Here is a 19,900-nt window from a genome sequence, read left to right on the forward strand (position 1 = left end):
ATGTCCCTTTACGATCCGAAGACCACCGCGCTCATTTCCATCGACCTGCAAGGCTTCATCGTCAGCCGGCAACTCGCCCCTCATTCTGCCCAGCAGGTGATCGAGAATACAGCTACCATCGCCACCAAATTGAAGTCCGAAGGCGGGATAGTGATCCTCGTCACCGTCGGATTCTCCCCGGACTATGCCGATGCTGTCAACCAGCTGGTGGACGAGCCGGCGGTTTTCCCCGAAGGCGGTCTTCCGGCGACAGCACTTGCGGCTCCGACGGAAATTGCAGCGCTCGCGGCCGACGTCCATATCATCAAGCATCAGTGGAGCGCCTTCTACGGCACGGAACTGGACCTCCAGCTTCGCCGCCGCGGCATCAGGACCGTGATCCTGACGGGTATCGCCACGAATTTCGGCGTCGAGGCGACGATCCGCGATGCGTTTGCGCATAATTACGCTGTGATCGCCGTCGAGGACGCGATGAGCACCTTCACCGCCGAAATGCATTCGCTTTCCTGCGAGCGCATCCTGCCGCGCCTTTCGCGCGTGCGCAAAACCGCAGAGGTTCTGGCCAACGCGTGACGCTGCGGCGATCCGTCCGCGCCCCGCCTGGCAAAACATCGATTCACCAAAATTGCTTTTCACGGTAGATTCGATTGCAAATCACTTTGGTAAATGCGGCAAGGGAACGGCATGGCTTTCAGGGCTCAGGCTTTCAGGACTTTCGGCAAACTGACATTCGGTTTCAGGACGTTTGGCAAGCCGACGCTTGATGTCAGGACGTTTGGCAAGCTGACGCTTGCGGGCGCAATGGGCGCAAGCCTTGTCGCCGGCGATGTCAACGCCGAGCAGAAGGCGCCGAGCCCCGGCAGCGCCAAGGCGATTTTCGGCGCGGAGAAATTGCCGACGCAGGGGCCGGCGCAGCCGATCGGTTTCTACGCCAAGGGCTGCATGACAGGGGCCCAAGCACTGCCGGCAGACGGGCCGACCTGGCAGGCGATGCGTCTGTCGCGCAACCGGCGCTGGGGCAATCCGGCGATGATTTCGCTTCTGGAAAAATTCTCCCAGGATGCGCGCACCAGGATCGGCTGGCCCGGTATCCTCGTCGGCGATATCGCCCAGCCGCGCGGCGGGCCGATGCCGAACGGCCATGCCTCACACCAGATCGGCCTCGATGCCGATGTCTGGCTGACGCCGATGCCCTCGCATCGCATGAGCTATGAAGAGCGGGAAGACCTGCCCTTCATCTCGATGCTGCAGAAGGACAAGTTCCTGACCCTCGACCCGAAAGTGTGGAGCGAGCAGCGGGCGGAACTTTTGATGCTGGCGGCAAGCTATCCGCAGGTCCAGCGCATCTTCGTCAACCCGGCGATCAAGAAGAAATTGTGCGACACCTGGACGGGCGACCGCACCAATCTCGGCAAGCTCAGGCCCGAATACGGGCACGATTCGCATTTCCATATCCGCATCAAATGCCCGCCGGGCGCTAACGGCTGTACGCCACAGCCACCAGTGGCTGCCGGCGACGGCTGCGACAAGTCGCTTGCCTGGTGGTTCACCAAGGAGCCCTGGGCGGCGCCGAAGCCCAGCACAAAGCCGCCGAAGCCGCCGCGCGAGGTCATGGTCTCCGACCTTCCGAAGGCCTGCTCCGCCGTCGTCGATGCCCCGTCCATCGCCTCTACCGAAGCTGGCACCTATGGCGGCCCTTCTGCGGCGAGTGCCCTGACGGCAGCCCCGGCGGCCGCACCACCTGTCGATACCGGCAGCGCGCTTCCTTCGCTCGGCCCGGTTCCGAACGACAAGCCGGTCGTGCAATAGGCTCGATCGGCTAAACAGGCGGGCGGGCGACTGTCTTTCAAATCGCAAACGGCTGGTGTAGAAGCGGCCAAATCGATTGAATTACTCGCGCGGAGGGTCCGTCCATGGCCGGCGACAAATGCCTCGCATTGATTGCGCATGACCAGAAGAAGGACGAAATGGCGGAGTTTGCCCGCCGCAACAGAGACCTCCTCGCCCGCTGGAAAATCGTCGCCACCGGCACGACCGGCGGGCGTGTCCTCGATGCCGCTCCCGATCTTGATGTGACGCGGCTGAAAAGCGGGCCGCTCGGCGGCGACCAGCAGATCGGCGCGCTGATCTCCACCGGCGAGGTCTCGGCTCTGATCTTCTTCGTGGACCCGCTGACGCCGATGCCGCATGATGTCGATGTGAAGGCGCTGATGCGGCTTGCAATCGTCTACGACATTCCGATGGCGCTGAACGAGTCGACAGCCGAAAAGCTTCTCCCTACCCTCAACGCCTGATCCTTCAGGCACCAGCACGGAACCGGCCATGACTGCATCCTCTACTCCCTTGCCTTTTCCGATCCTGATCGGCGACATCGGCGGCACGAATGCCCGGTTCTCCATCCTGACGGATGCCTATGCGGAGCCGAAGCAGTTTCCCAATGTGCGCACGGCCGATTACGAGACGATCGACGAGGCGATCCAGAAGGGCGTGCTCGACAAGACGTCCGTGCAGCCGCGCGCCGCAATCCTTGCCGTCGCCGGCCCGATCAAGGCCGATGAAATCCCGCTGACCAACTGCCCCTGGGTGGTACGGCCGAAGCGAATGATCGAGGGCCTCGGCCTGGTCGATGTGCTCATCGTCAACGACTTTGAAGCTCAGGCGCTGGCGATTGCAGCGCTTTCCGACGAGAACCGCGAGCGCATCGGCAGTGCTGCAGGCGACATGGTGGCGTCCCGGCTCGTTCTCGGGCCCGGCACCGGCCTCGGCGTCGGTGGTCTCGTCCATACCCAGTCGACGTGGATTCCGGTTCCTGGCGAAGGCGGGCATGTCGATCTCGGGCCGCGCAGCAAACGCGACTATGAGATCTTTCCGCATATCGAGACCATCGAGGGCCGCATTTCGGCCGAGCAGATCCTCTGCGGCCGCGGCATCGTCAATCTTTACCGCGCCATCTGCGCGGCCGACGGTGCCACGCCGACCATGAGCGACCCGGCGGACATCACATCGCATGCGCTCGTCGGCAGCGACAAGGCCGCAGTCGAAACCGTCTCGCTGTTTGCCACCTATCTCGGCCGCGTGGCGGGCGACATGGCGCTGGTGTTCATGGCCCGCGGCGGCGTCTATCTCTCGGGCGGCATCTCTCAGAAGATCCTGCCGGCCCTGAGAAAGCCGGAATTCCGGGCCGCCTTCGAAGACAAGGCGCCGCATTCGGCCCTGCTGCGCACGATCCCGACCTATGTCGTGACGCATCCGCTGGCTGCTCTTGCCGGGCTTTCTTCCTATGCGCGGATGCCCGCAAACTTCGGCGTTTCGACGGATGGACGGCGCTGGCGGGCCTGAGCCCGTCTAGCCAAAGCCACTCCAACTCTTTATAGAGCCCGCGCATATGCGTGCCGCGCCTGCGGCACGCAGCCCCGAGACAGGAAGCCTATTTTTGGAAGCCGCCGACAGCAGAAAGCCACACGCCAACAGCGATACCGTGACGGGGATCCTGAAACGCATCATCGCGGAAAACGGCCGGGACCATTTCTGGGGCTATGTCTTCGCAATCGCCTGCCTCATCGTCGTGGCGCTTTCGACAGCCTTTACCGCCTGGATCATGCGGGCGATCATCGACGAGGCGTTCGCCAATCGGCGTGCCGACGTGGTGTGGATCATCTGTCTGTCGATCTTCATCGCTTTCATGCTGCGCGGTTTTGCGAGCTACGGGCAGGGCGTCGCCCTTTCAAGGATCGGCAACGATATCGTCGCGCGCTATCAGCGGCGGATCTATTCGCACCTGATGACGCTTTCCGTCGGCTATTATAACGAGGCGCGCTCGGCCCATATCGCCGCTCAGGTCAGCCAGAACGTCACCGGCATCCGCGACGTTTTGAACCTCACCATCACCTCGACGGTGCGCGACTTCCTGACCTTCGTCTCGCTGATCGGCGTCATGGTCGTTCAGGATCCGCTGCTCAGCCTTGCCGTTTTCATTCTGGCGCCGCCGCTGCTTTATGCGCTGCGCTACGTTTCCAAACGTCTGCGCTCGGCCACCCGCGAGGCGGTCAACCTCAACAGCCACGTTCTCGGCGCCATGCAGGAAACGATCCAGGGCATTTCCATCGTCAAAGCCTTCACGATGGAGGAGGCGCTGGAGAACAAGGTCAACAAGCTGATCGGCGCTGCCGAAGGCCGGGCAAACCGCATCGCGCGGCTTTCCGAGCGTACATCGCCGCTGACGGAGAGCTTTGCCGGCTTTGCCGTTGCAAGCGTGCTGGCCTATGCCGCCTACCGCTCGATCTATCAGGGCGTGCCGCCGGGCGCCTTCTTCTCCTTCGTCACCGCGCTGCTGCTCGCCTATGATCCGGCCCGTCGCCTTGCCCGCCTGCAGGTTCAGATGGAGCGCGCCGTCGTCAATGCCCGGATGATCTATGAGCTGCTCGACATGGAGCCGCGCCAGCGCGAATTGCCGGATGCAAAGCCGCTTGTCGTGACCGAGGCAAAGATCGAGCTGCGCAATGTCTCCTTCGCCTATGGCAACGAGAGCGTGCTCGATCACGTGACGCTGACGGCTGAAGGCGGCAAGACCACCGCGCTCGTCGGGCCCTCGGGTGCGGGCAAATCCACCGTCATCAACCTCATTCCGCGCTTCTACGATCCGCGGGAGGGCCAGATCCTGATCGACGGTCAGGATATTGCGCATGTGACCAAGCAGTCGCTGCGCCGGCAGCTCGCCTATGTTTCGCAGCAGCCCTATCTCTTCGAAGGCACGATCCGCGATAATATCCGTTACGGCCGTCCGGACGCGACGGATGAAGAGATCGAAAAGGCGGCGCGGCTTGCCTATGCGCACGATTTCATCGTTTCCCAGCCCCAGGGCTATGACACGCCCGTCGGCGAAAACGGCGTGACGCTGTCCGGCGGCCAGCGTCAGCGGCTGTCGATCGCCCGCGCGCTGGTGCGCAACGCACCGATCCTGCTTCTCGACGAGGCGACCTCGGCGCTCGATACCGAATCGGAAGCGGCCGTGCAGAAGGCGCTCGACGAAGCCATGACCGGCCGCACTGTCGTCGTCATCGCCCACCGGCTTTCGACGGTGGTGCGCGCCGACAAGATCATCGTCATGCAGCAGGGCCGCGTCGTCGAAGAGGGCAATCACGAGACGCTTGCGAAGGTCAGCGACGGACTTTACGCTCGCCTCAACAATCTGCAGAGGCCTTCGGCTTCTGATTCACACTGATCGGGATGACGGACTGACATGAGCGACGCTGCGATGAAACTGGTTGTGGTCGGAGCGGCGGGGCGCATGGGGCAGACGCTCATCCGTCTGATCCATTCCATCGAGGGCGTGACACTGCATGCGGCGATCGAGCGGCCGGGTTCGCCTTTCATCGGCAAGGATGCCGGCGAAATCTCTGGGCTCGGTGCCAACGGCATCATCATCGGCGACGATCCGCTGGCCGCCTTCCTGCATGCCGAGGGCGTGCTTGACTTTACCTCGCCCGCCGGCTCCATCGAATTCGCCGGCCTTGCGGCACAGGCTCGCATCGTCCATGTGGTCGGCACGACCGGCTGCTCGCAGGAGGACGATACAAAGATTGCGGCGGCCGCGCGCCATGCCCGCATTGTCAAATCCGGCAATATGAGCCTCGGTGTCAATTTGCTCAGCGTTCTCGTGCAGCAGGCAGCCCAGGCGCTCGATGCCGCCGACTGGGATATCGAAATTCTCGAAATGCATCACAAGCGCAAGGTCGATGCGCCCTCGGGCACGGCATTGCTGCTTGGTGACGCCGCCGCAAAGGGCCGCAATATCGATCTCGCCGCGAAATCCGTGCGCGTGCGTGATGGCCACACCGGCGCGCGGGAGGCCGGAACGATCGGCTTTGCGACGCTGCGCGGCGGCTCCGTCATCGGCGAGCATTCCGTGCTCTTTGCCGGCGAAGGCGAGACCGTCACGCTTTCGCACAGCGCAACCGACCGTTCGATCTTTGCACGCGGCGCCATCAAGGCAGCCCTTTGGGCGCGCGACAAGAAGCCGGGGCTCTATTCCATGCTCGACGTTCTCGGGCTTTCTTCCCATTGACCATTTCTCGGAGGCATTTTTCATGAGCGGTACCCTCGTCCTCGTTCGCCACGGCCAGAGCGACTGGAATCTCAAGAATCTCTTCACCGGCTGGAAAGACCCCGATCTGACCGAGCTCGGCATCCAGGAAGCCAAAGCCGGCGGCCAGGCGCTCGCCGATTACGGCATCAAGTTCGATATCGCCTTCACCTCCGCGCTGGTGCGCGCGCAGCACACGCTGAAGCTCGTCCTCGACAAGGTCGGCCAGCCAGATCTCGAGACGATCCGCGACCAGGCGCTGAACGAGCGCGACTATGGCGATCTCTCCGGCCTCAACAAGGACGATGCCCGGGCCAAGTGGGGCGAAGAGCAGGTGCATATCTGGCGCCGCTCCTACGACGTTCCGCCTCCGGGCGGCGAGAGCCTGCGCGACACCGGCGCCCGGGTCTGGCCATACTACCTCACCGAAATCCTTCCGCGCGTGCTGCGCGGCGAAAAGGTGCTGGTTGCCGCGCACGGCAATTCGCTGCGTTCGCTCGTCATGGTTCTCGACCGCCTCACCCGCGAGCAGGTTCTGTCGCTCAATCTCGCGACCGGCGTGCCCATGGTCTACAAGCTGAAGGCCGATTCGACCGTCGCTTCCAAGGAAGTGCTCGGCGACATGTCCGGCGCGCACTGACTGCGATCAGGCATCGATAAGGTTCAAGGCCGGACACACGTCCGACCTCAATTTGTTGACAAGCTCGCTCTTTACTCGGCGTCATCCTCGGCCTTGTGCCGAGGATCTGCTGCCCATCAACCGGTTGCAGATGCTCGCCACAAGGCCGAGCATGACCGGAGGAGGAGTTCGCCGACTTTGTCAGCAATCTCAGCCTTTTCCGTTTTCAGTTTTCAATGGTGAACTGGACGCGGTCGGCGGCAAAGCGGCTGATCGAATATTGCACCGGCACGCCCTCCAGATCGGTGTTCATCGCCTTGGTGATCAACAGCACAGCGCCCGGCGTCAGGCCGAGATCGGCAATATCGGCGGAATCGGCGTGGGCGGCAGTGATCTCCGTCGTGGCGCGCACATAGTCTGACAGGCCAAGGGCAGCGAAGGCTTTGGTGATGGATCCCGCCGTCCGATAGGCTTCCCCGATACCGGCGAAGCGCGCCGCCGGAAACCAGCTCGTCGCTCGCGAGACGGGACGCTTATCCGCCTCGCGCACCGTCTCAAGCCGGATTACCAGAGTGCCCGGCTTGATATGCAGCCAGCGGGCCACCTCTGCATCGGCCTGCTCCTGCGCATGGCCGAGGAGCAGCGCGCGCGTCTCGCGGGCCTGATCCCGGATACCGTCGGTAAAGCGGGTGCGGCGGCTGATCGGAAAATTCAGGCGCTCCTTGCGCTCGATCAGCGTGCCGCGACCCTGCACCGCGCGAACGATGCCCTCCTGGGCAAGTGCTGCAAGTGCGCTACGGACGGTATGCCTGTTGACGCCGAACTGCAGCGCCAGCACGGTTTCCGGCGGCACCATGCCCGTTTCGTCGTAAGCGCCACGGCTGATCGCCTCGCGGATCCTGTCGGCGATCTGACGCCAGAGCGCCACGCCCGTCTGACGCTGCACCTGCTTTATTCCTGCCATTGCACCCCTGCCAGTTCATTTTCGGCTCAGCCAAATTGGGCGCGCCGTGTCACACGCTTGTCACCTCGCCGATTTAGGGATAGATATAGCTTGTATAGTTGTCTATATCAATAGACATTTTCCGAGGAATAGATGATGACGGCAGCGGAGAAGACGGAAGCTGCGGCGCGAGCGGAAGGCGGGCGTAAACGCACCGTCGACCTGCTCGCGCGCGCCGAAACACAGGAATTGCTGGCGGCGTGGGACGCGCTTGCCGAACAGCCGGTGGCGCAGCCGGTGCGCGGCCCGGAGACCGGTCTCGTCATGGTTCGCGGCCGCATCGGCGGTGGCGGTGCGCCCTTCAATCTCGGCGAAGTGACGGTGACGCGCGCGACAGTACGCCTTGCTTCCGGTTCCGTTGGCCATGCGCAGGCGCTCGGCACCGACCGCGAGAAGGCGCGGCTTTCAGCAATCTTCGATGCGCTCTGGCAGGAAGAGGCAACCAAGGGCTTCGTCGAAGACAAGCTGCTTTCGCCGATTGCCCGGCGGATCGCCGATGACAACAATCGCAAAGCGGAAGAAACGGCTGCGACCCGCGTCGATTTCTTCACCATGGTCCGGGGAGAAGATTGATGAGCGCCAAGACCGATGTTCTGACCGGCGGCTTTGCCGAACCGGTCTTTGAGGCCCAGAGCGTGTTCAAGATGCTGATGGACGGCATGGCCCGGCCCGGCACGATCCGGACGGTGACACCCGACGTTGTGCCGCCGGTACCGCTCGGCATTGCCGCCGGCGCGATCGGCCTGACGCTCTGCGACCATGACACCCCGGTCTGGCTTTCCGCGGGGCTCGCCAAGTCGGCGGTCCCGGAATGGCTCGGCTTCCACGCCGGCGCACCTCTGACCACCGAAAAGGCTGAAGCGCGCTTTGCCTTCGTCGAGGCCGGCATGACGCTTTCCACGTTCGGCCTCTTTGCTGCTGGCACGCAGGAATATCCCGATCGTTCCACGACTGTCGTGATCGAACTTGCCGGCCTCGAAGGCGGCCGCCGGCTGGCACTGATGGGCCCGGGCATCCAAAGCGTGACGGAGATCGCGCCTGTCGGACTGCCGGAAACCTTCCTGCGCCTTTGGACGGAAAACCGTGCGCTCTTCCCGCGCGGCGTCGACATCGTGCTGACGTCGGGCAAGCGTTTCCTCTGCTTGCCGCGCACCACCAAGATCACAGCAACGGAGATCTGAGCTCATGTATGTTGCCGTCAAAGGTGGCGAGGCCGCCATCGCCAATGCCCACCGCCTGCTCGCCGACCGCCGGCGCGGCGATCGCTCCGTGCCTGCCATCGGCATCGAGCAGATCGTCGAACAGCTGGCGCTCGCCGTCGACCGCGTCATGGCCGAAGCCTCGCTCTACGACCGCACGCTTGCAGCCCTTGCCGTGCGCCAGTCGCGCGGCGACATGATCGAGGCGATCTTCCTCTTGCGCGCCTACCGCACGACGCTGCCACGCTTCGGCTATTCGAAGCCGCTCGATACCGCCAATATGCAGATCGAGCGCCGCATCTCCGCCACCTACAAGGATCTTCCGGGCGGGCAGCTGCTTGGTCCGACTTTCGATTATACGCACCGTCTGCTCGACCCGACCCTTTTGACGGACGAGGCCGTGGAAGAGCCCGCCCAACGCGAGGCTGAAACCGGCCGCATCATGCGGGTTTCCGAAATCCTCGGCCAGGAAGGCCTGATCGAAAGCGACGGCGAGCTTCCCGAGGATCACGAGACGGGTGACCTGACACGCGAGCCGATGGAATTCCCGATGAGCCGCGATCTTCGCCTGCAGGCGCTTGCCCGCGGCGACGAAGGCTTCCTGCTGGCGCTCGGCTATTCCACCCAGCGCGGTTACGGCCGCAACCACCCCTTCACCGGTGAAATCCGCATCGGCGAGGTGGAAGTGGAATTCGACGTGCCGGAACTCGGCTTTGCCGTCTCGCTCGGCACGATCCAGCTCACCGAATGCCAGATGGTCAACCAGTTCAAGGGCTCGGCCAAGGCGCCGCCGCAGTTCACCCGCGGTTACGGCCTCGTCTTCGGCCAGAGCGAGCGCAAGGCCATGGCCATGTCGCTGGTGGATCGTGCGCTGCGGGCCGAAGAGCTCGGCGAGGACATCACCGCGCCGGCGCAGGACGAGGAATTCGTCATTTCCCATTCCGACAACGTGCAGGCGACCGGCTTCGTCGAGCACCTGAAGCTTCCGCACTACGTGGACTTCCAGGCCGAACTCGACCTCGTCCGCCGTATGCGCCGCGATTTCGAAGCCGCCCGCGCGAGCGGCGAGACCCAAAAGGAGGCCGCCGAATGAGTGATCTCGCCACCTACAATTTCGCCTATCTCGACGAACAGACCAAGCGCATGATCCGCCGCGCCATCCTGAAGGCGATCGCCATCCCTGGCTATCAGGTACCCTTCGCCAGTAGAGAAATGCCGATGCCCTACGGCTGGGGCACGGGCGGCGTACAGGTCACGGCCTCGATCATCGGACCGGACGACGTTCTCAAGGTCATCGACCAGGGCGCCGACGATACGACGAACGCCGTCTCCATCCGCGCCTTCTTCCAGAAGGTCGCCAATGTCGCCGTGACGACCCACACCAAGGAGGCGACGATCATCCAGACACGCCACCGCATCCCCGAGGAGAAACTCGGGCCTGGCCAGGTTCTCGTCTATCAGGTGCCGATCCCGGAACCGCTGCGCTTCCTCGAACCGCGCGAGACCGAAACGCGAAAAATGCATGCGCTGGAAGAATACGGCCTCATGCATGTGAAACTCTACGAAGACATCGCCCGCAACGGCCGCATCGCCACGACCTATGCCTATCCGGTCAAGGTTCACGGCCGCTACGTGATGGACCCCTCGCCGACCCCGAAATTCGACAATCCGAAAATGCACAGGTCGGAGGCGCTGCAGCTGTTCGGCGCCGGTCGCGAAAAGCGCATCTATGCCGTGCCGCCCTATACCGACGTCGTCAGCCTCGATTTCGAAGACCATCCATTCGAGATCCAGCGCTTCGGCAAGCCCTGCGCGCTCTGCGGCGCTGAGGACGTCTACCTCGACGAGGTCATCCTCGACGACAAGGGCGGGCGTATGTTCGTCTGCTCCGATACCGACCATTGCGAAGACCGCCGGGCACACGGACATGCCGGCGAAATGCTGGCCCGGGAGGCTGCAGAATGACCGAAATCCCTCTCCTCAAAGTCAACGACCTCTCGAAGTTCTACGGCAGCCGCATCGGCTGCCGGAACGTCTCCTTCGAGCTCTGGCCGGGCGAAGTGCTCGCCATCGTCGGCGAATCCGGCTCCGGCAAGACGACGCTGCTCAACTGCATCTCCACCCGGCTGATGCCGACCACCGGCAGCGTCGAATACCACATGCGCGACGGTACCTACCGCGACCTCTACCACATGAACGAGGCCGAACGCCGCTTCCTGATGCGCACCGACTGGGGCTTCGTGCACCAGAACCCGGCTGACGGGCTGCGCATGACGGTCTCTGCCGGCGCCAATGTCGGCGAACGCCTGATGGCGATCGGCGACCGGCATTACGGCAAGATCCGCTCCACCGCCATCGACTGGCTGGAGCGCGTCGAGATCGACGCCGACCGCATCGACGACCAGCCGCGCGCCTTTTCCGGCGGCATGCGCCAGCGCCTGCAGATCGCCCGCAATCTGGTAACCGGCCCGCGCCTGGTCTTCATGGACGAGCCGACCGGCGGGCTCGACGTCTCGGTGCAGGCGCGTCTGCTCGATCTCGTGCGCGGCCTCGTCAACGATCTCGGTCTCTCGGCCATCATCGTCACCCACGACCTCGCCGTCGCCCGCCTCCTCTCCCATCGCATGATGGTGATGAAGGACGGCCTGGTCATCGAGCAGGGCCTGACCGACCGCGTGCTGGACGACCCGCGCGAGCCCTACACCCAGCTCCTCGTTTCCTCGATCCTGCAGGTTTAAGAACCATGGCAACGCCTCTCGTCGTTTCAGAAGTCGCCAAGAGCTTCACCATGCACCTGCGCGACGGCATCAAGCTGCCTGTTGTCTCCGATGTCTCCTTCTCGGTGGCCTCGGGCGAATGCGTCGTGCTCGGCGGCCCGTCAGGCATCGGCAAAAGCTCGCTGCTCAAGATGATCTACGGCAATTATGCCGTCGATACCGGACAGATCCTCGTCGACCACAAGGGCAGGATCGTCGATCTTGCCGCAGCCGACCCGCGCACCATTCTCGACGTGCGGCGCCAGACACTCGGCTATGTCAGCCAGTTCCTGCGCACCGTGCCGCGCGTCGCGGCAATCGATGTGGTCGCCGAGCCATTAGTCGCACGTGGCGAGGCTGCCGCCAGCGCCAGGGAGAAGGCCGCAGCACTGCTTGAAAAACTGAACCTGCCGGAAACGCTCTGGCAGTTGCCGCCAGCCACCTTCTCCGGCGGCGAGCAGCAGCGTGTCAATATCGCCCGTGGCTTCATCACCGAGCACACGATCCTGCTGCTCGACGAACCGACTGCCTCGCTCGACGCAAAGAACCGGGCCGTGGTCATCGGCATGATCGAGGAGAAGAAGAAGGGGGGCGTGGCGCTCCTCGGCATCTTCCACGACGAGGAAGTGCGCGAGGCGGCGGCCGATCGCATTCTCGACGTTCAGCAATTCTCTCCGCGAAAGGCGATCGCAGCATGAGCCGCAAGCTGGGCGTCGAGCCCTATTTCCATGAAACCGCCTCCGTCTCCGACTCGATCTTCGGCCGCTATACGGAAGTTTCCGAGCGCTGCCGCATCAGCGAAGCACAATTCGGCGACTATTCCTACATCATGCAGGACGGCTCCGTCTGGTGCGCGACGATCGGCAAGTTCGTCAACATTGCCGCTTCGGTGCGCATCAACGCCACCAACCATCCGACCTGGCGCGCGACGCTGCACCATTTCACCTATCGCGCCGTGGACTATTGGCCGGATGCCGACATGGAGACGGACTTCTTCGAATGGCGCCGCTCCAACCGCGTCGTGATCGGCAACGATGTCTGGATCGGCCATGGCGCGACGATCCTGCCGGGCGTCACCGTCGGCAACGGGGCCGTCATCGGCGCCGGCGCGGTCGTCTCCAAGGACGTCGCTCCCTATACGATTGTCGGCGGCGTACCGGCCAAGCTCATCCGCGAGCGCTTCGCGAAGGCGATCGGCGAGCGCATGGACAGGCTTGCCTGGTGGGACTGGGACCATGCCCGGCTGCGCCATGCACTGGCGGATTTCCGCGCTCTTGGCGCGGAAGACTTCCTCTCCCGCTACGGCGGCTGAGCCGAATCTCGCGGTGCAGAGTTTTGTGACAGGACTTACACAAAACTGACATGCGAGGTTCATGAAGCAGGACTAATGCGATCCCTTAAATAAGCCTGCAATGCGAGGGAAGAGCATGATGTTCGAGCTGAAGAATGTCACACGCCGGTTCGGAAAGAAGCTTGCTGTCGACTCCGTAACGCTGGACATTCCTCAGGGCCAGATGGTCGGCATCATCGGCCGCTCCGGCGCCGGCAAGTCCACGCTGCTGCGCATGATCAACCGGCTGCAGGAACCTTCCTCCGGCACCATCCACTTCGCCGGTGTCGAGGTTTCCGGTCTTCGCGGCCGGGCGTTACGCAACTGGCAGCGCGACTGCGCGATGATCTTCCAGCAGTTCAACCTCGTGCCGCGCCTCGACGTGCTCACCAACGTCATGCTCGGCCGCCTGAACCACCGTTCGACGATGCTGAGCCTGCTCAACGTCTTCAGCCGTGAAGAGCGCATCCACGCCATCGCAGCGCTCGAGCGCCTCGGCATCGAGCAGACGGCGCTGCAGGCTGCCGGCACGCTTTCGGGTGGCCAGCAGCAGCGCGTGGCGATTGCCCGCGCGCTGATGCAGAACCCGAAGATGGTTCTCGCCGACGAGCCGATCGCCTCGCTCGACCCGCTGAACGCCAAGATCGTCATGGATGCCCTGCGCGACATCAACGAGCGCGAGGGCATCACCGTCATCACCAACCTGCACACGCTCGATACGGCCCGCAACTACTGCGAACGCATTGTCGGCATGGCAGGCGGCCGCGTCGTCTTCGACGGCAGGCCTTCCGAACTGACAACCGGAGCCGTGAAGGAAATCTACGGCACGGACAAGGACGGCGCAGGCATCGACGAGACGATGACCTCGACCGCGATCAATATCGCTCCGGAAGGAGCCGAAAGCGAATCCGCCGGCAACCAACCGCTGGCGCTGGCCGGTCTGTGAGAGGGGCGGCCGCGATCGAAGGCCCGCGTCAAGGGCGCACATCTTCTTAACAAGACGGCCGGGTTCCCGGTCAATCAGGAGAGAACCATGTTCAAGAAAGCACTCTTTGCCGCAACGGCGCTTCTGGCGCTCGCGACCGGCGCTGCAAATGCTGCCGACCTCAAGGAACTGCGCATCGGTATCCTCGGCGGCGAAAACGAGGCCGACCGTCTGCGCAACTACGCCTGCCTTGCAGGCCACCTGAAGAAGGAATTCGGCTTCGAGAAGGTTTCGCTGTTCCCGGCCGCCGACTATGACGGCGTTATCCAGGGTCTGCTCGGCGGCACGCTCGATGTTGCCGGTCTCGGCGCTTCCGGCTACGCAGCTGTCTACATCAAGGACCCCAAGGCTGTTACGCCGATTCTGACGACGCAGCAGAAGGACGGTTCGACAGGTTACTATTCGATCGGTCTGGCTCTGAAATCATCAGGCATCAAGACCATCAAGGACGCCAAGGGCAAGAAGCTCGGTTACGCCGATCCGGACTCCACCTCGGGCTATCTTGTTCCGCTGACGCAGATTCCGAAGGACACCGGCGCGCCGAACGACAAGTTCTTCGCTTCCACGCAGTTCAACGGCGGTCATGAAAACAACCTGCTCGCTGCCTACGACGGCAAGGTCGACGTTGCCGTCGACGATAGCTCGGGTCTCGGCGACTTCATGGACGGCTACACCTCCGGCACCTTCCACAAGGTCGTCGCGAAGGGCTCCGTCGATCCGAACAAACTCGTCGAAGTCTGGCGCTCGCCGCTGATCCCGAACGGCCCGGTCGTTGTCCGCAACGCCCTTGGCGATGAATGGATCAAGAAGATCGCCGACTTCTACCTGTCCCTGCCGAAGAAGGACGAAAAGTGCTTCAACGCCATCGAAGGCGGCGATTTCACCGGCTACGTTCCTGTCAAGCCCGACTTCTACAACGCTGTCGTCGAGGTTCGTAAGGCTGCTATCGGCGGCTAATCCGCCATTCATGTCTGGGGCGGCCGGCGACGGCCGCCCTTTTCTTGCAGAGGGGCTGGCGCTGATGACTGTTGCCGACATTCAACCACACATGCAGAGTTCGAGCGAAATAGTCACGGCATGGGATCGGATGGTCGCCAGGCGACGCCTCTACACGCTGATTGGCCTTGCAATTCTGCTTTTCGCCTTTGTCAGCTCGGTACGTTTTGCCGACGAAAGCAATGCCGGGCACTTCTTCGAACGACTCCCGCACCTCTTCGACTTCCTCAGCTGGCTCATTCCCAAAGACTGGAACGACGTATGGCGCGCGCTTTTCGATATCGCCAGTGTCAATGATGCCGGCGGCGAGGAATATAACTTCGCTAGAGGTCGCGTCTATGTCTGGCGCGACTTCTATGTCCCCGAATATTTCGAGCTCATGATCGTGACGATCAACATCGCGATCCTTTCGACCATCATTGCCTTCGTCTTCGCCCTGCCGCTCAGCTTTCTCGCCGCGCGCAATTTCGCGCCTTCGGGCGCATTGCGCATCGGCGTAAAGCGTCTGATGGAATTCCTCCGCGCCTTTCCCGAAATTGTCATCGCAGGGTTGTTTTCCGCCATTCTGTCGATCGGTCCGGTAGCGGCCATCATCGCCGTGACCCTTCATACGATCGGGGCTCTCGGCAAGCTGTTCTACGAAGTGATCGAAAATGCCGACATGAAATCGGATGACGGCATGAAAGCGGTCGGGGCAAACTGGTTCGAGCGCGTCCGTTTCGCGGCGCTGCCGCAGGTGCTGCCCAACCTGATGTCCTACGTGCTGCTGCGGCTTGAGGTCAATGTTCGCGCATCGACCATCATCGGCGCCGTCGGCGGCGGCGGTATCGGCGAAGAGCTGAAGCTGTCGATCTCCCGCGGTTTCGGCGCCAAGACGGTGGCGCTCGTGCTGCTGCTCTTCATAACGATCGTCGCAGTCGATCAGCTTTCGGCCTGGATCCGCCGCAAGCTTGTTGGCGATCATGCCTTCCTTCTCCAGCACTGAGGACGCCATGACCGTACTCGACGCCAATCGCATGCATGAGATCGAAGCGCGCTATCCGGAATATTTCCAGCGTTCCTTCAAGCAGCGCTTCGGGACGCTGATGATGGTGATCGGCACGCTTGTCTACTGTATTTACGCCGTCTGGTTCTTCGAATTGCCGCGACTGATGTCCGAGGCGCACTGGGAACGGTTCGGCATCTATATGTCGCAGTGGGTCAGCTACGACGCGCAGCCGGAATTCCGGATCGGCGACAGCGGCATCAGCGTACGCTATCCGCGCTTCTCCCCCCTCGGCGACAATCCGAACCCCGACTGGATCACCAACAAACCGGACGGCAACCTCGTCGTTTCCCTCAGCGGCACAAATCGCCAGGTGGAAATCTCCAAGACGCAGGTTCTCTTGACCGCCCATGGCGTAACGGTGCCTGTCGACATCACGGGCGAGAATCCGCGCGTGGACGGTAACGTGCCCGATTGGATTTCGGTCTACGACGACAATATTCTCGCCAAGATGGGATTTTCGGGAGACGTGAGCATCGCTGCGCACCGTATCAAAGTCCGCAAGCGCCTGCTGGGCTGGCCGAACTTCATCTTCGACACCCGTTCGCCCTTTTTCGACAAGCCCGCCGGCGAGGTCGTCAGCATGATCATTTCAGGCCCACGGATCGAGCCGGATCAATCCAATCTCTCGCTGGCGTTCGACAATATTTGGAACAACGGCGCGTGGCAGCACGGGGATGTGTGGACCAAGCTTTTTCAGACCATCGTCATGGCCTTTCTCGGTACGCTGCTCGGCGCGGTCGCGGCGTTTCCGCTCGCGTTCCTGGCGGCGCGCAACATCACGCCAAACCGCGTGCTGAATCAATGCCTCAAACGTCTTTTCGACTTCTTGCGCTCGGTCGATATGCTGATCTGGGCCTTGTTCTTGACGCGCGCCTTCGGCCCCGGCCCGCTTGCCGGTTCCGGTGCTATTTTCCTCACGGAAACCGGCACGCTCGGCAAGCTCTATTCCGAAGGGCTTGAGAACATCGATAACAAGCCGCGCGAAGGTATCAAATCGACCGGCGCCTCTACCCTGCTCGTTCATCGTTTCGGCATCATTCCGCAGATCATTCCCGTTTTTGTCAGCCAAACCCTCTATCAATGGGAATCGAATGTGCGCGGTGCGACGATTATCGGCGCCGTAGGAGCCGGCGGCATCGGCCTGAAGCTGTGGGAGGCGATGCGAACCAATTCCAATTGGCAGAATGTCGCCTATATGGTCATTCTCATCCTGATCGTCGTCTTCCTCTTCGACGCCGCATCAAACGCGCTGCGCCACCGCCTGATGGGCACGAAGGCCGGTCACTAGGTGGACGCAAATGATGAGGACGGCGCTGCGGTCATCATCATTCTGTCATGGAAATCTTTTAGCCGGAGCGTGCTTGCGGTTCGCCGCCAAATCACTGCACATTGCGCTCCCGTTCGGACGATCTCCAGGAAAACAGCCTTGCGCTACGCTCTCTATTTTTCGCCGTCTAAGGATGATCCCCTGACGGATGCCGCCTCCGTCTGGCTCGGCCGCAATGCCTTCACCGGCGAGACCTATCCTGCACCCGACCACGAGACGTTGCCGGCTCATGAACAATTCGAACTGACGGCCGATCCGCGTCGCTACGGCTTCCATGCGACGATCAAGGCGCCCTTCGAGCTCGCCTCCTCCGTGACCGAAAAGGATCTGATGACGGTTGTCGAAGATTTCGCCGCCAAGACGCCGGCCTTCGACATCCCGGAGCTGGTGCTCGGCCAGCTCGGTCGCTTCTTCGCGCTTGTGCCGGGTTCGCTGCACCAACCGCTTCAGGATTTCGCGGCAAAGGTGGTAAAGTCTTTCGAGCCATTCCGGGCGGCACTCTCCGAGGCCGATATTATCAGGCGCAAACCGGAACGACTCTCCGAGAGCCAGCGCAATAATCTCATGCGCTGGGGCTATCCATATGTCATGGATGACTTCGGCTTCCATATGACGCTGACCGGCCAGGTACCGGATGAGCGCGCGGAAGTGATGAAAGCGATCCTGACGGAGCGTTTTGCGGCTTTCACCGGCAGGCCGCTTCGTATTTCCGGCCTTGCCGTCTTTAGCGAGGAGGCGCGGGGCGCGCCTTTCAAAGTCCACACATGGCTGCCTCTTGCTGGCGCCAAAAGCTGAAAGATTTTCCGACATGAGCAAAGAAACCGTTCTTTCAAACGCCCGTATCGTTCTCGAGGACGATATTCTCTCGGGTTCTATCCTCATCCGCGACGGCAAGATCGCCGATATTTCGGAAGGCAGCTCGGTAGCCGGCGAGGATTTCGAGGGCGATTACATCATTCCCGGCCTCGTCGAGCTGCACACGGACCATCTGGAAGGCCACTATTCGCCGCGTCCGGGCATCCGCTGGAATAAGACGGCGGCCATACAGGCCCACGACGCGCAGATCGTCACCTCGGGTATCACCACGGTCTTCGACTGCTTGCGCATGGGCGCCGACGAAGACGGCGGCTTCGAACATGGCGAGATGCGCGAGATGGCCGACGCCATCCAGTCGGCCGAAAAAGAAGGGCGTCTGCGGGCCGAACACCTCCTCCATCTGCGCTGCGAGGTTTCGGCCGACAACGTGCTGCAGCACTTCGCCGATTTCGAGAACGATCCTTATGTGCGTCTCGTCTCGCTGATGGACCATGCGCCGGGCCAGCGCCAGTTCCAGACGATGGACCAATACACGTTTTACTATCAGAAGAAGCGCGGTCTTTCCGATGAGGAGTTTGCCCGCTTCTGCGCCAGACGCATCGCCGAATCCGATCGCAATTCGGCGCCAAATCGCGAAGCGATCTCCAAGGTCTGCGCCGAACGCGGCATCACCGTCGCGAGCCATGACGATGCCACATCCGCCCATGTCGATGAGGCGATCGAAAACGGCGTTCGCCTCGCCGAATTCCCGACCAGCATCGACGCAGCCAGGCTGTCGCACGAAAATGGCATGAGCGTGCTCATGGGCGCGCCGAACATCGTGCGCGGCAAGTCGCATTCCGGCAATATCGCGGCCCGCGACCTGGCGCAGCTCGGTGTGCTCGACGTGCTGTCCTCCGATTATGTGCCGCTCAGCTTGCTGCATGCGCCCTTCATTCTTGCCGACGAGGTCGAAGGCATTACTTTGTCGAAGGCAATTGCAATGGTGACGGCGACCCCGGCACGCACCGTCAGCCTCAACGATCGCGGCCGCATCGAAACCGGCCTGCGTGCCGATCTCGTCCGCGTTCACCGCTCGCATGGCGTGCCGGTGACGCGCTCCGTCTGGCGCGAAGGACGCCGTGTCGCATGATGATGTCGCACGAACCCCATCCGGGCGCCGGCGCCGAACACGGCATCATGGTCGTCGTCGTCGGCCCGAGCGGCGCCGGCAAGGACACGCTGATGAACCTTGCCGCCCGGCATTTCGACCATCGTGAAGACGTGCATTTCGTACGCCGTGTCATTACCCGCAACGGCGACGCCGGCGGAGAAGATCACCTCGCCGTTTCGGATGCCGGATTCGCATCGATGGAGCAGGCAGGCTCCTTCGCTGTCTGGTGGGAGGCGCATGGCCTGAAATACGGGATTCCAGCCGAGGTCTCGGTGTCGCTCGCCAAGGGTCACATCGTCGTCGCCAATGGCTCGCGCTCGGCGCTGCACCGGTTCAAGGCCGCCTTCCCGCGTCTGAAGGTCATCAATGTGACCGCCCGTCCCGAAGTGCTGGCCGGTCGTCTGGAGGCCCGCGGCCGCGAGACGCATGAGGACATCATGGCGCGCCTGGCGCGCGGCCCGCTGACTGTGCGTGGCGATTACGATGTCGTGGAGCTCGACAACAGCGGCTCGCTGGAAGAAGCCAAGCGCAAGATGATCGATATCCTGGATGGCTTCCTGAAGGAAATCGTCTGGAAGAAATAAGA

Annotated in this window: 22 protein-coding genes; 21 read left to right on the plus strand and 1 reads right to left on the minus strand. The window is 62.5% G+C overall.

What is annotated here, in order from left to right; genetic code table 11:
• The 7 genes from JNB85_RS07100 to JNB85_RS07130 all read left to right on the plus strand — a co-directional run bounded on the left by JNB85_RS07100 (window position 1) and on the right by JNB85_RS07130 (window position 6,722).
• Window positions 1-573 (plus strand): hydrolase, encoded by a 573-nt coding sequence (locus JNB85_RS07100; RefSeq protein WP_220333638.1) that lies wholly within the window; start codon window positions 1-3, stop codon window positions 571-573.
• Window positions 574-801: 228 nt separating this feature from the next.
• Window positions 802-1,809 (plus strand): penicillin-insensitive murein endopeptidase, encoded by a 1,008-nt coding sequence (gene mepA, locus JNB85_RS07105; protein ID WP_220333745.1) that lies wholly within the window; start codon window positions 802-804, stop codon window positions 1,807-1,809.
• Between the two features lie 104 nt (window positions 1,810-1,913).
• Window positions 1,914-2,294, plus strand: a complete 381-nt coding sequence (locus JNB85_RS07110) for a methylglyoxal synthase (protein ID WP_220333639.1) — start codon at window positions 1,914-1,916, stop codon at window positions 2,292-2,294.
• Between the two features lie 28 nt (window positions 2,295-2,322).
• Complete coding sequence (locus JNB85_RS07115; RefSeq protein ID WP_220333640.1) at window positions 2,323-3,339, plus strand: glucokinase; 1,017 nt, start codon at window positions 2,323-2,325, stop codon at window positions 3,337-3,339.
• 94 nt (window positions 3,340-3,433) lie between these two features.
• The gene (locus JNB85_RS07120; RefSeq protein WP_220333641.1) at window positions 3,434-5,221 is read left to right on the plus strand and encodes an ABC transporter ATP-binding protein; all 1,788 of its coding nucleotides are present in this window, start codon (window positions 3,434-3,436) and stop codon (window positions 5,219-5,221) included.
• An 18-nt stretch (window positions 5,222-5,239) separates the two neighbouring features.
• On the plus strand, window positions 5,240-6,064 hold the full coding sequence (gene dapB, locus JNB85_RS07125; RefSeq protein ID WP_220333642.1) for a 4-hydroxy-tetrahydrodipicolinate reductase: 825 nt from the start codon (window positions 5,240-5,242) through the stop codon (window positions 6,062-6,064).
• Between the two features lie 22 nt (window positions 6,065-6,086).
• Window positions 6,087-6,722, plus strand: coding sequence for a 2,3-bisphosphoglycerate-dependent phosphoglycerate mutase (locus JNB85_RS07130; RefSeq protein WP_220333643.1), 636 nt, complete (start codon window positions 6,087-6,089; stop codon window positions 6,720-6,722).
• Between the two features lie 205 nt (window positions 6,723-6,927).
• Here JNB85_RS07130 and phnF read toward each other — a convergent pair whose 3' ends face one another.
• Window positions 6,928-7,665 carry a phosphonate metabolism transcriptional regulator PhnF gene (gene phnF / locus JNB85_RS07135; protein ID WP_220333644.1) on the minus strand — a complete coding sequence of 246 codons (738 nt, stop codon included), beginning with the start codon at window positions 7,663-7,665 and terminating at the stop codon, window positions 6,928-6,930.
• Between the two features lie 135 nt (window positions 7,666-7,800).
• Here phnF and phnG point away from each other — a divergent pair, with 135 nt between their 5' ends.
• The 14 genes from phnG (at window position 7,801) to phnN (ending at window position 19,898) form a co-directional block, all read left to right on the plus strand.
• Window positions 7,801-8,277, plus strand: coding sequence for a phosphonate C-P lyase system protein PhnG (phnG, locus tag JNB85_RS07140; protein ID WP_220333645.1), 477 nt, complete (start codon window positions 7,801-7,803; stop codon window positions 8,275-8,277).
• A complete protein-coding gene (phnH, locus tag JNB85_RS07145; RefSeq protein ID WP_220333646.1) occupies window positions 8,277-8,885 on the plus strand; it encodes a phosphonate C-P lyase system protein PhnH in 609 nt (202 codons plus the stop codon). Before phnG ends, phnH begins: the two co-directional genes overlap by 1 nt.
• 4 nt (window positions 8,886-8,889) lie before the next feature.
• Window positions 8,890-9,996: a carbon-phosphorus lyase complex subunit gene (locus JNB85_RS07150; protein ID WP_220333647.1), complete on the plus strand. Its 1,107-nt coding sequence runs from the start codon at window positions 8,890-8,892 to the stop codon at window positions 9,994-9,996.
• Complete coding sequence (locus JNB85_RS07155; RefSeq protein ID WP_220333648.1) at window positions 9,993-10,868, plus strand: alpha-D-ribose 1-methylphosphonate 5-phosphate C-P-lyase PhnJ; 876 nt, start codon at window positions 9,993-9,995, stop codon at window positions 10,866-10,868. The genes JNB85_RS07150 and JNB85_RS07155 overlap by 4 nt, the downstream gene beginning before the upstream one ends.
• The gene (gene phnK, locus JNB85_RS07160) at window positions 10,865-11,641 is read left to right on the plus strand and encodes a phosphonate C-P lyase system protein PhnK (RefSeq protein ID WP_220333649.1); all 777 of its coding nucleotides are present in this window, start codon (window positions 10,865-10,867) and stop codon (window positions 11,639-11,641) included. The genes JNB85_RS07155 and phnK overlap by 4 nt, the downstream gene beginning before the upstream one ends.
• A 5-nt stretch (window positions 11,642-11,646) precedes the next feature.
• Entirely contained in the window at window positions 11,647-12,357 is a 711-nt protein-coding gene (gene phnL / locus JNB85_RS07165) for a phosphonate C-P lyase system protein PhnL (RefSeq protein ID WP_220333650.1), read from the plus strand.
• Window positions 12,354-12,971 carry a DapH/DapD/GlmU-related protein gene (locus JNB85_RS07170; RefSeq protein ID WP_220333651.1) on the plus strand — a complete coding sequence of 206 codons (618 nt, stop codon included), beginning with the start codon at window positions 12,354-12,356 and terminating at the stop codon, window positions 12,969-12,971. The genes phnL and JNB85_RS07170 overlap by 4 nt, the downstream gene beginning before the upstream one ends.
• Before the next feature lie 118 nt (window positions 12,972-13,089).
• Window positions 13,090-13,935: a phosphonate ABC transporter ATP-binding protein gene (gene phnC, locus JNB85_RS07175; protein WP_220333652.1), complete on the plus strand. Its 846-nt coding sequence runs from the start codon at window positions 13,090-13,092 to the stop codon at window positions 13,933-13,935.
• Between the two features lie 87 nt (window positions 13,936-14,022).
• Window positions 14,023-14,931, plus strand: coding sequence for a phosphonate ABC transporter substrate-binding protein (gene phnD / locus JNB85_RS07180; protein WP_220333653.1), 909 nt, complete (start codon window positions 14,023-14,025; stop codon window positions 14,929-14,931).
• Between the two features lie 64 nt (window positions 14,932-14,995).
• On the plus strand, window positions 14,996-15,955 hold the full coding sequence (phnE, locus tag JNB85_RS07185; protein WP_220333654.1) for a phosphonate ABC transporter, permease protein PhnE: 960 nt from the start codon (window positions 14,996-14,998) through the stop codon (window positions 15,953-15,955).
• A gap of 7 nt (window positions 15,956-15,962) precedes the next feature.
• On the plus strand, window positions 15,963-17,306 hold the full coding sequence (gene phnE / locus JNB85_RS07190; protein WP_220333655.1) for a phosphonate ABC transporter, permease protein PhnE: 1,344 nt from the start codon (window positions 15,963-15,965) through the stop codon (window positions 17,304-17,306).
• Between the two features lie 138 nt (window positions 17,307-17,444).
• Window positions 17,445-18,140 carry a DUF1045 domain-containing protein gene (locus JNB85_RS07195; RefSeq protein WP_220333656.1) on the plus strand — a complete coding sequence of 232 codons (696 nt, stop codon included), beginning with the start codon at window positions 17,445-17,447 and terminating at the stop codon, window positions 18,138-18,140.
• A 13-nt stretch (window positions 18,141-18,153) separates the two neighbouring features.
• Window positions 18,154-19,293, plus strand: coding sequence for an alpha-D-ribose 1-methylphosphonate 5-triphosphate diphosphatase (locus JNB85_RS07200; protein ID WP_220333657.1), 1,140 nt, complete (start codon window positions 18,154-18,156; stop codon window positions 19,291-19,293).
• Window positions 19,293-19,898, plus strand: a complete 606-nt coding sequence (phnN, locus tag JNB85_RS07205) for a phosphonate metabolism protein/1,5-bisphosphokinase (PRPP-forming) PhnN (RefSeq protein WP_220333746.1) — start codon at window positions 19,293-19,295, stop codon at window positions 19,896-19,898. Before JNB85_RS07200 ends, phnN begins: the two co-directional genes overlap by 1 nt.
• The last annotated feature ends 2 nt before the right edge of the window (window positions 19,899-19,900 follow it).

The sequence above is a fragment of the Rhizobium mesosinicum genome (genome assembly GCF_019511345.1).
Classification (GTDB): domain Bacteria; phylum Pseudomonadota; class Alphaproteobacteria; order Rhizobiales; family Rhizobiaceae; genus Rhizobium; species Rhizobium mesosinicum.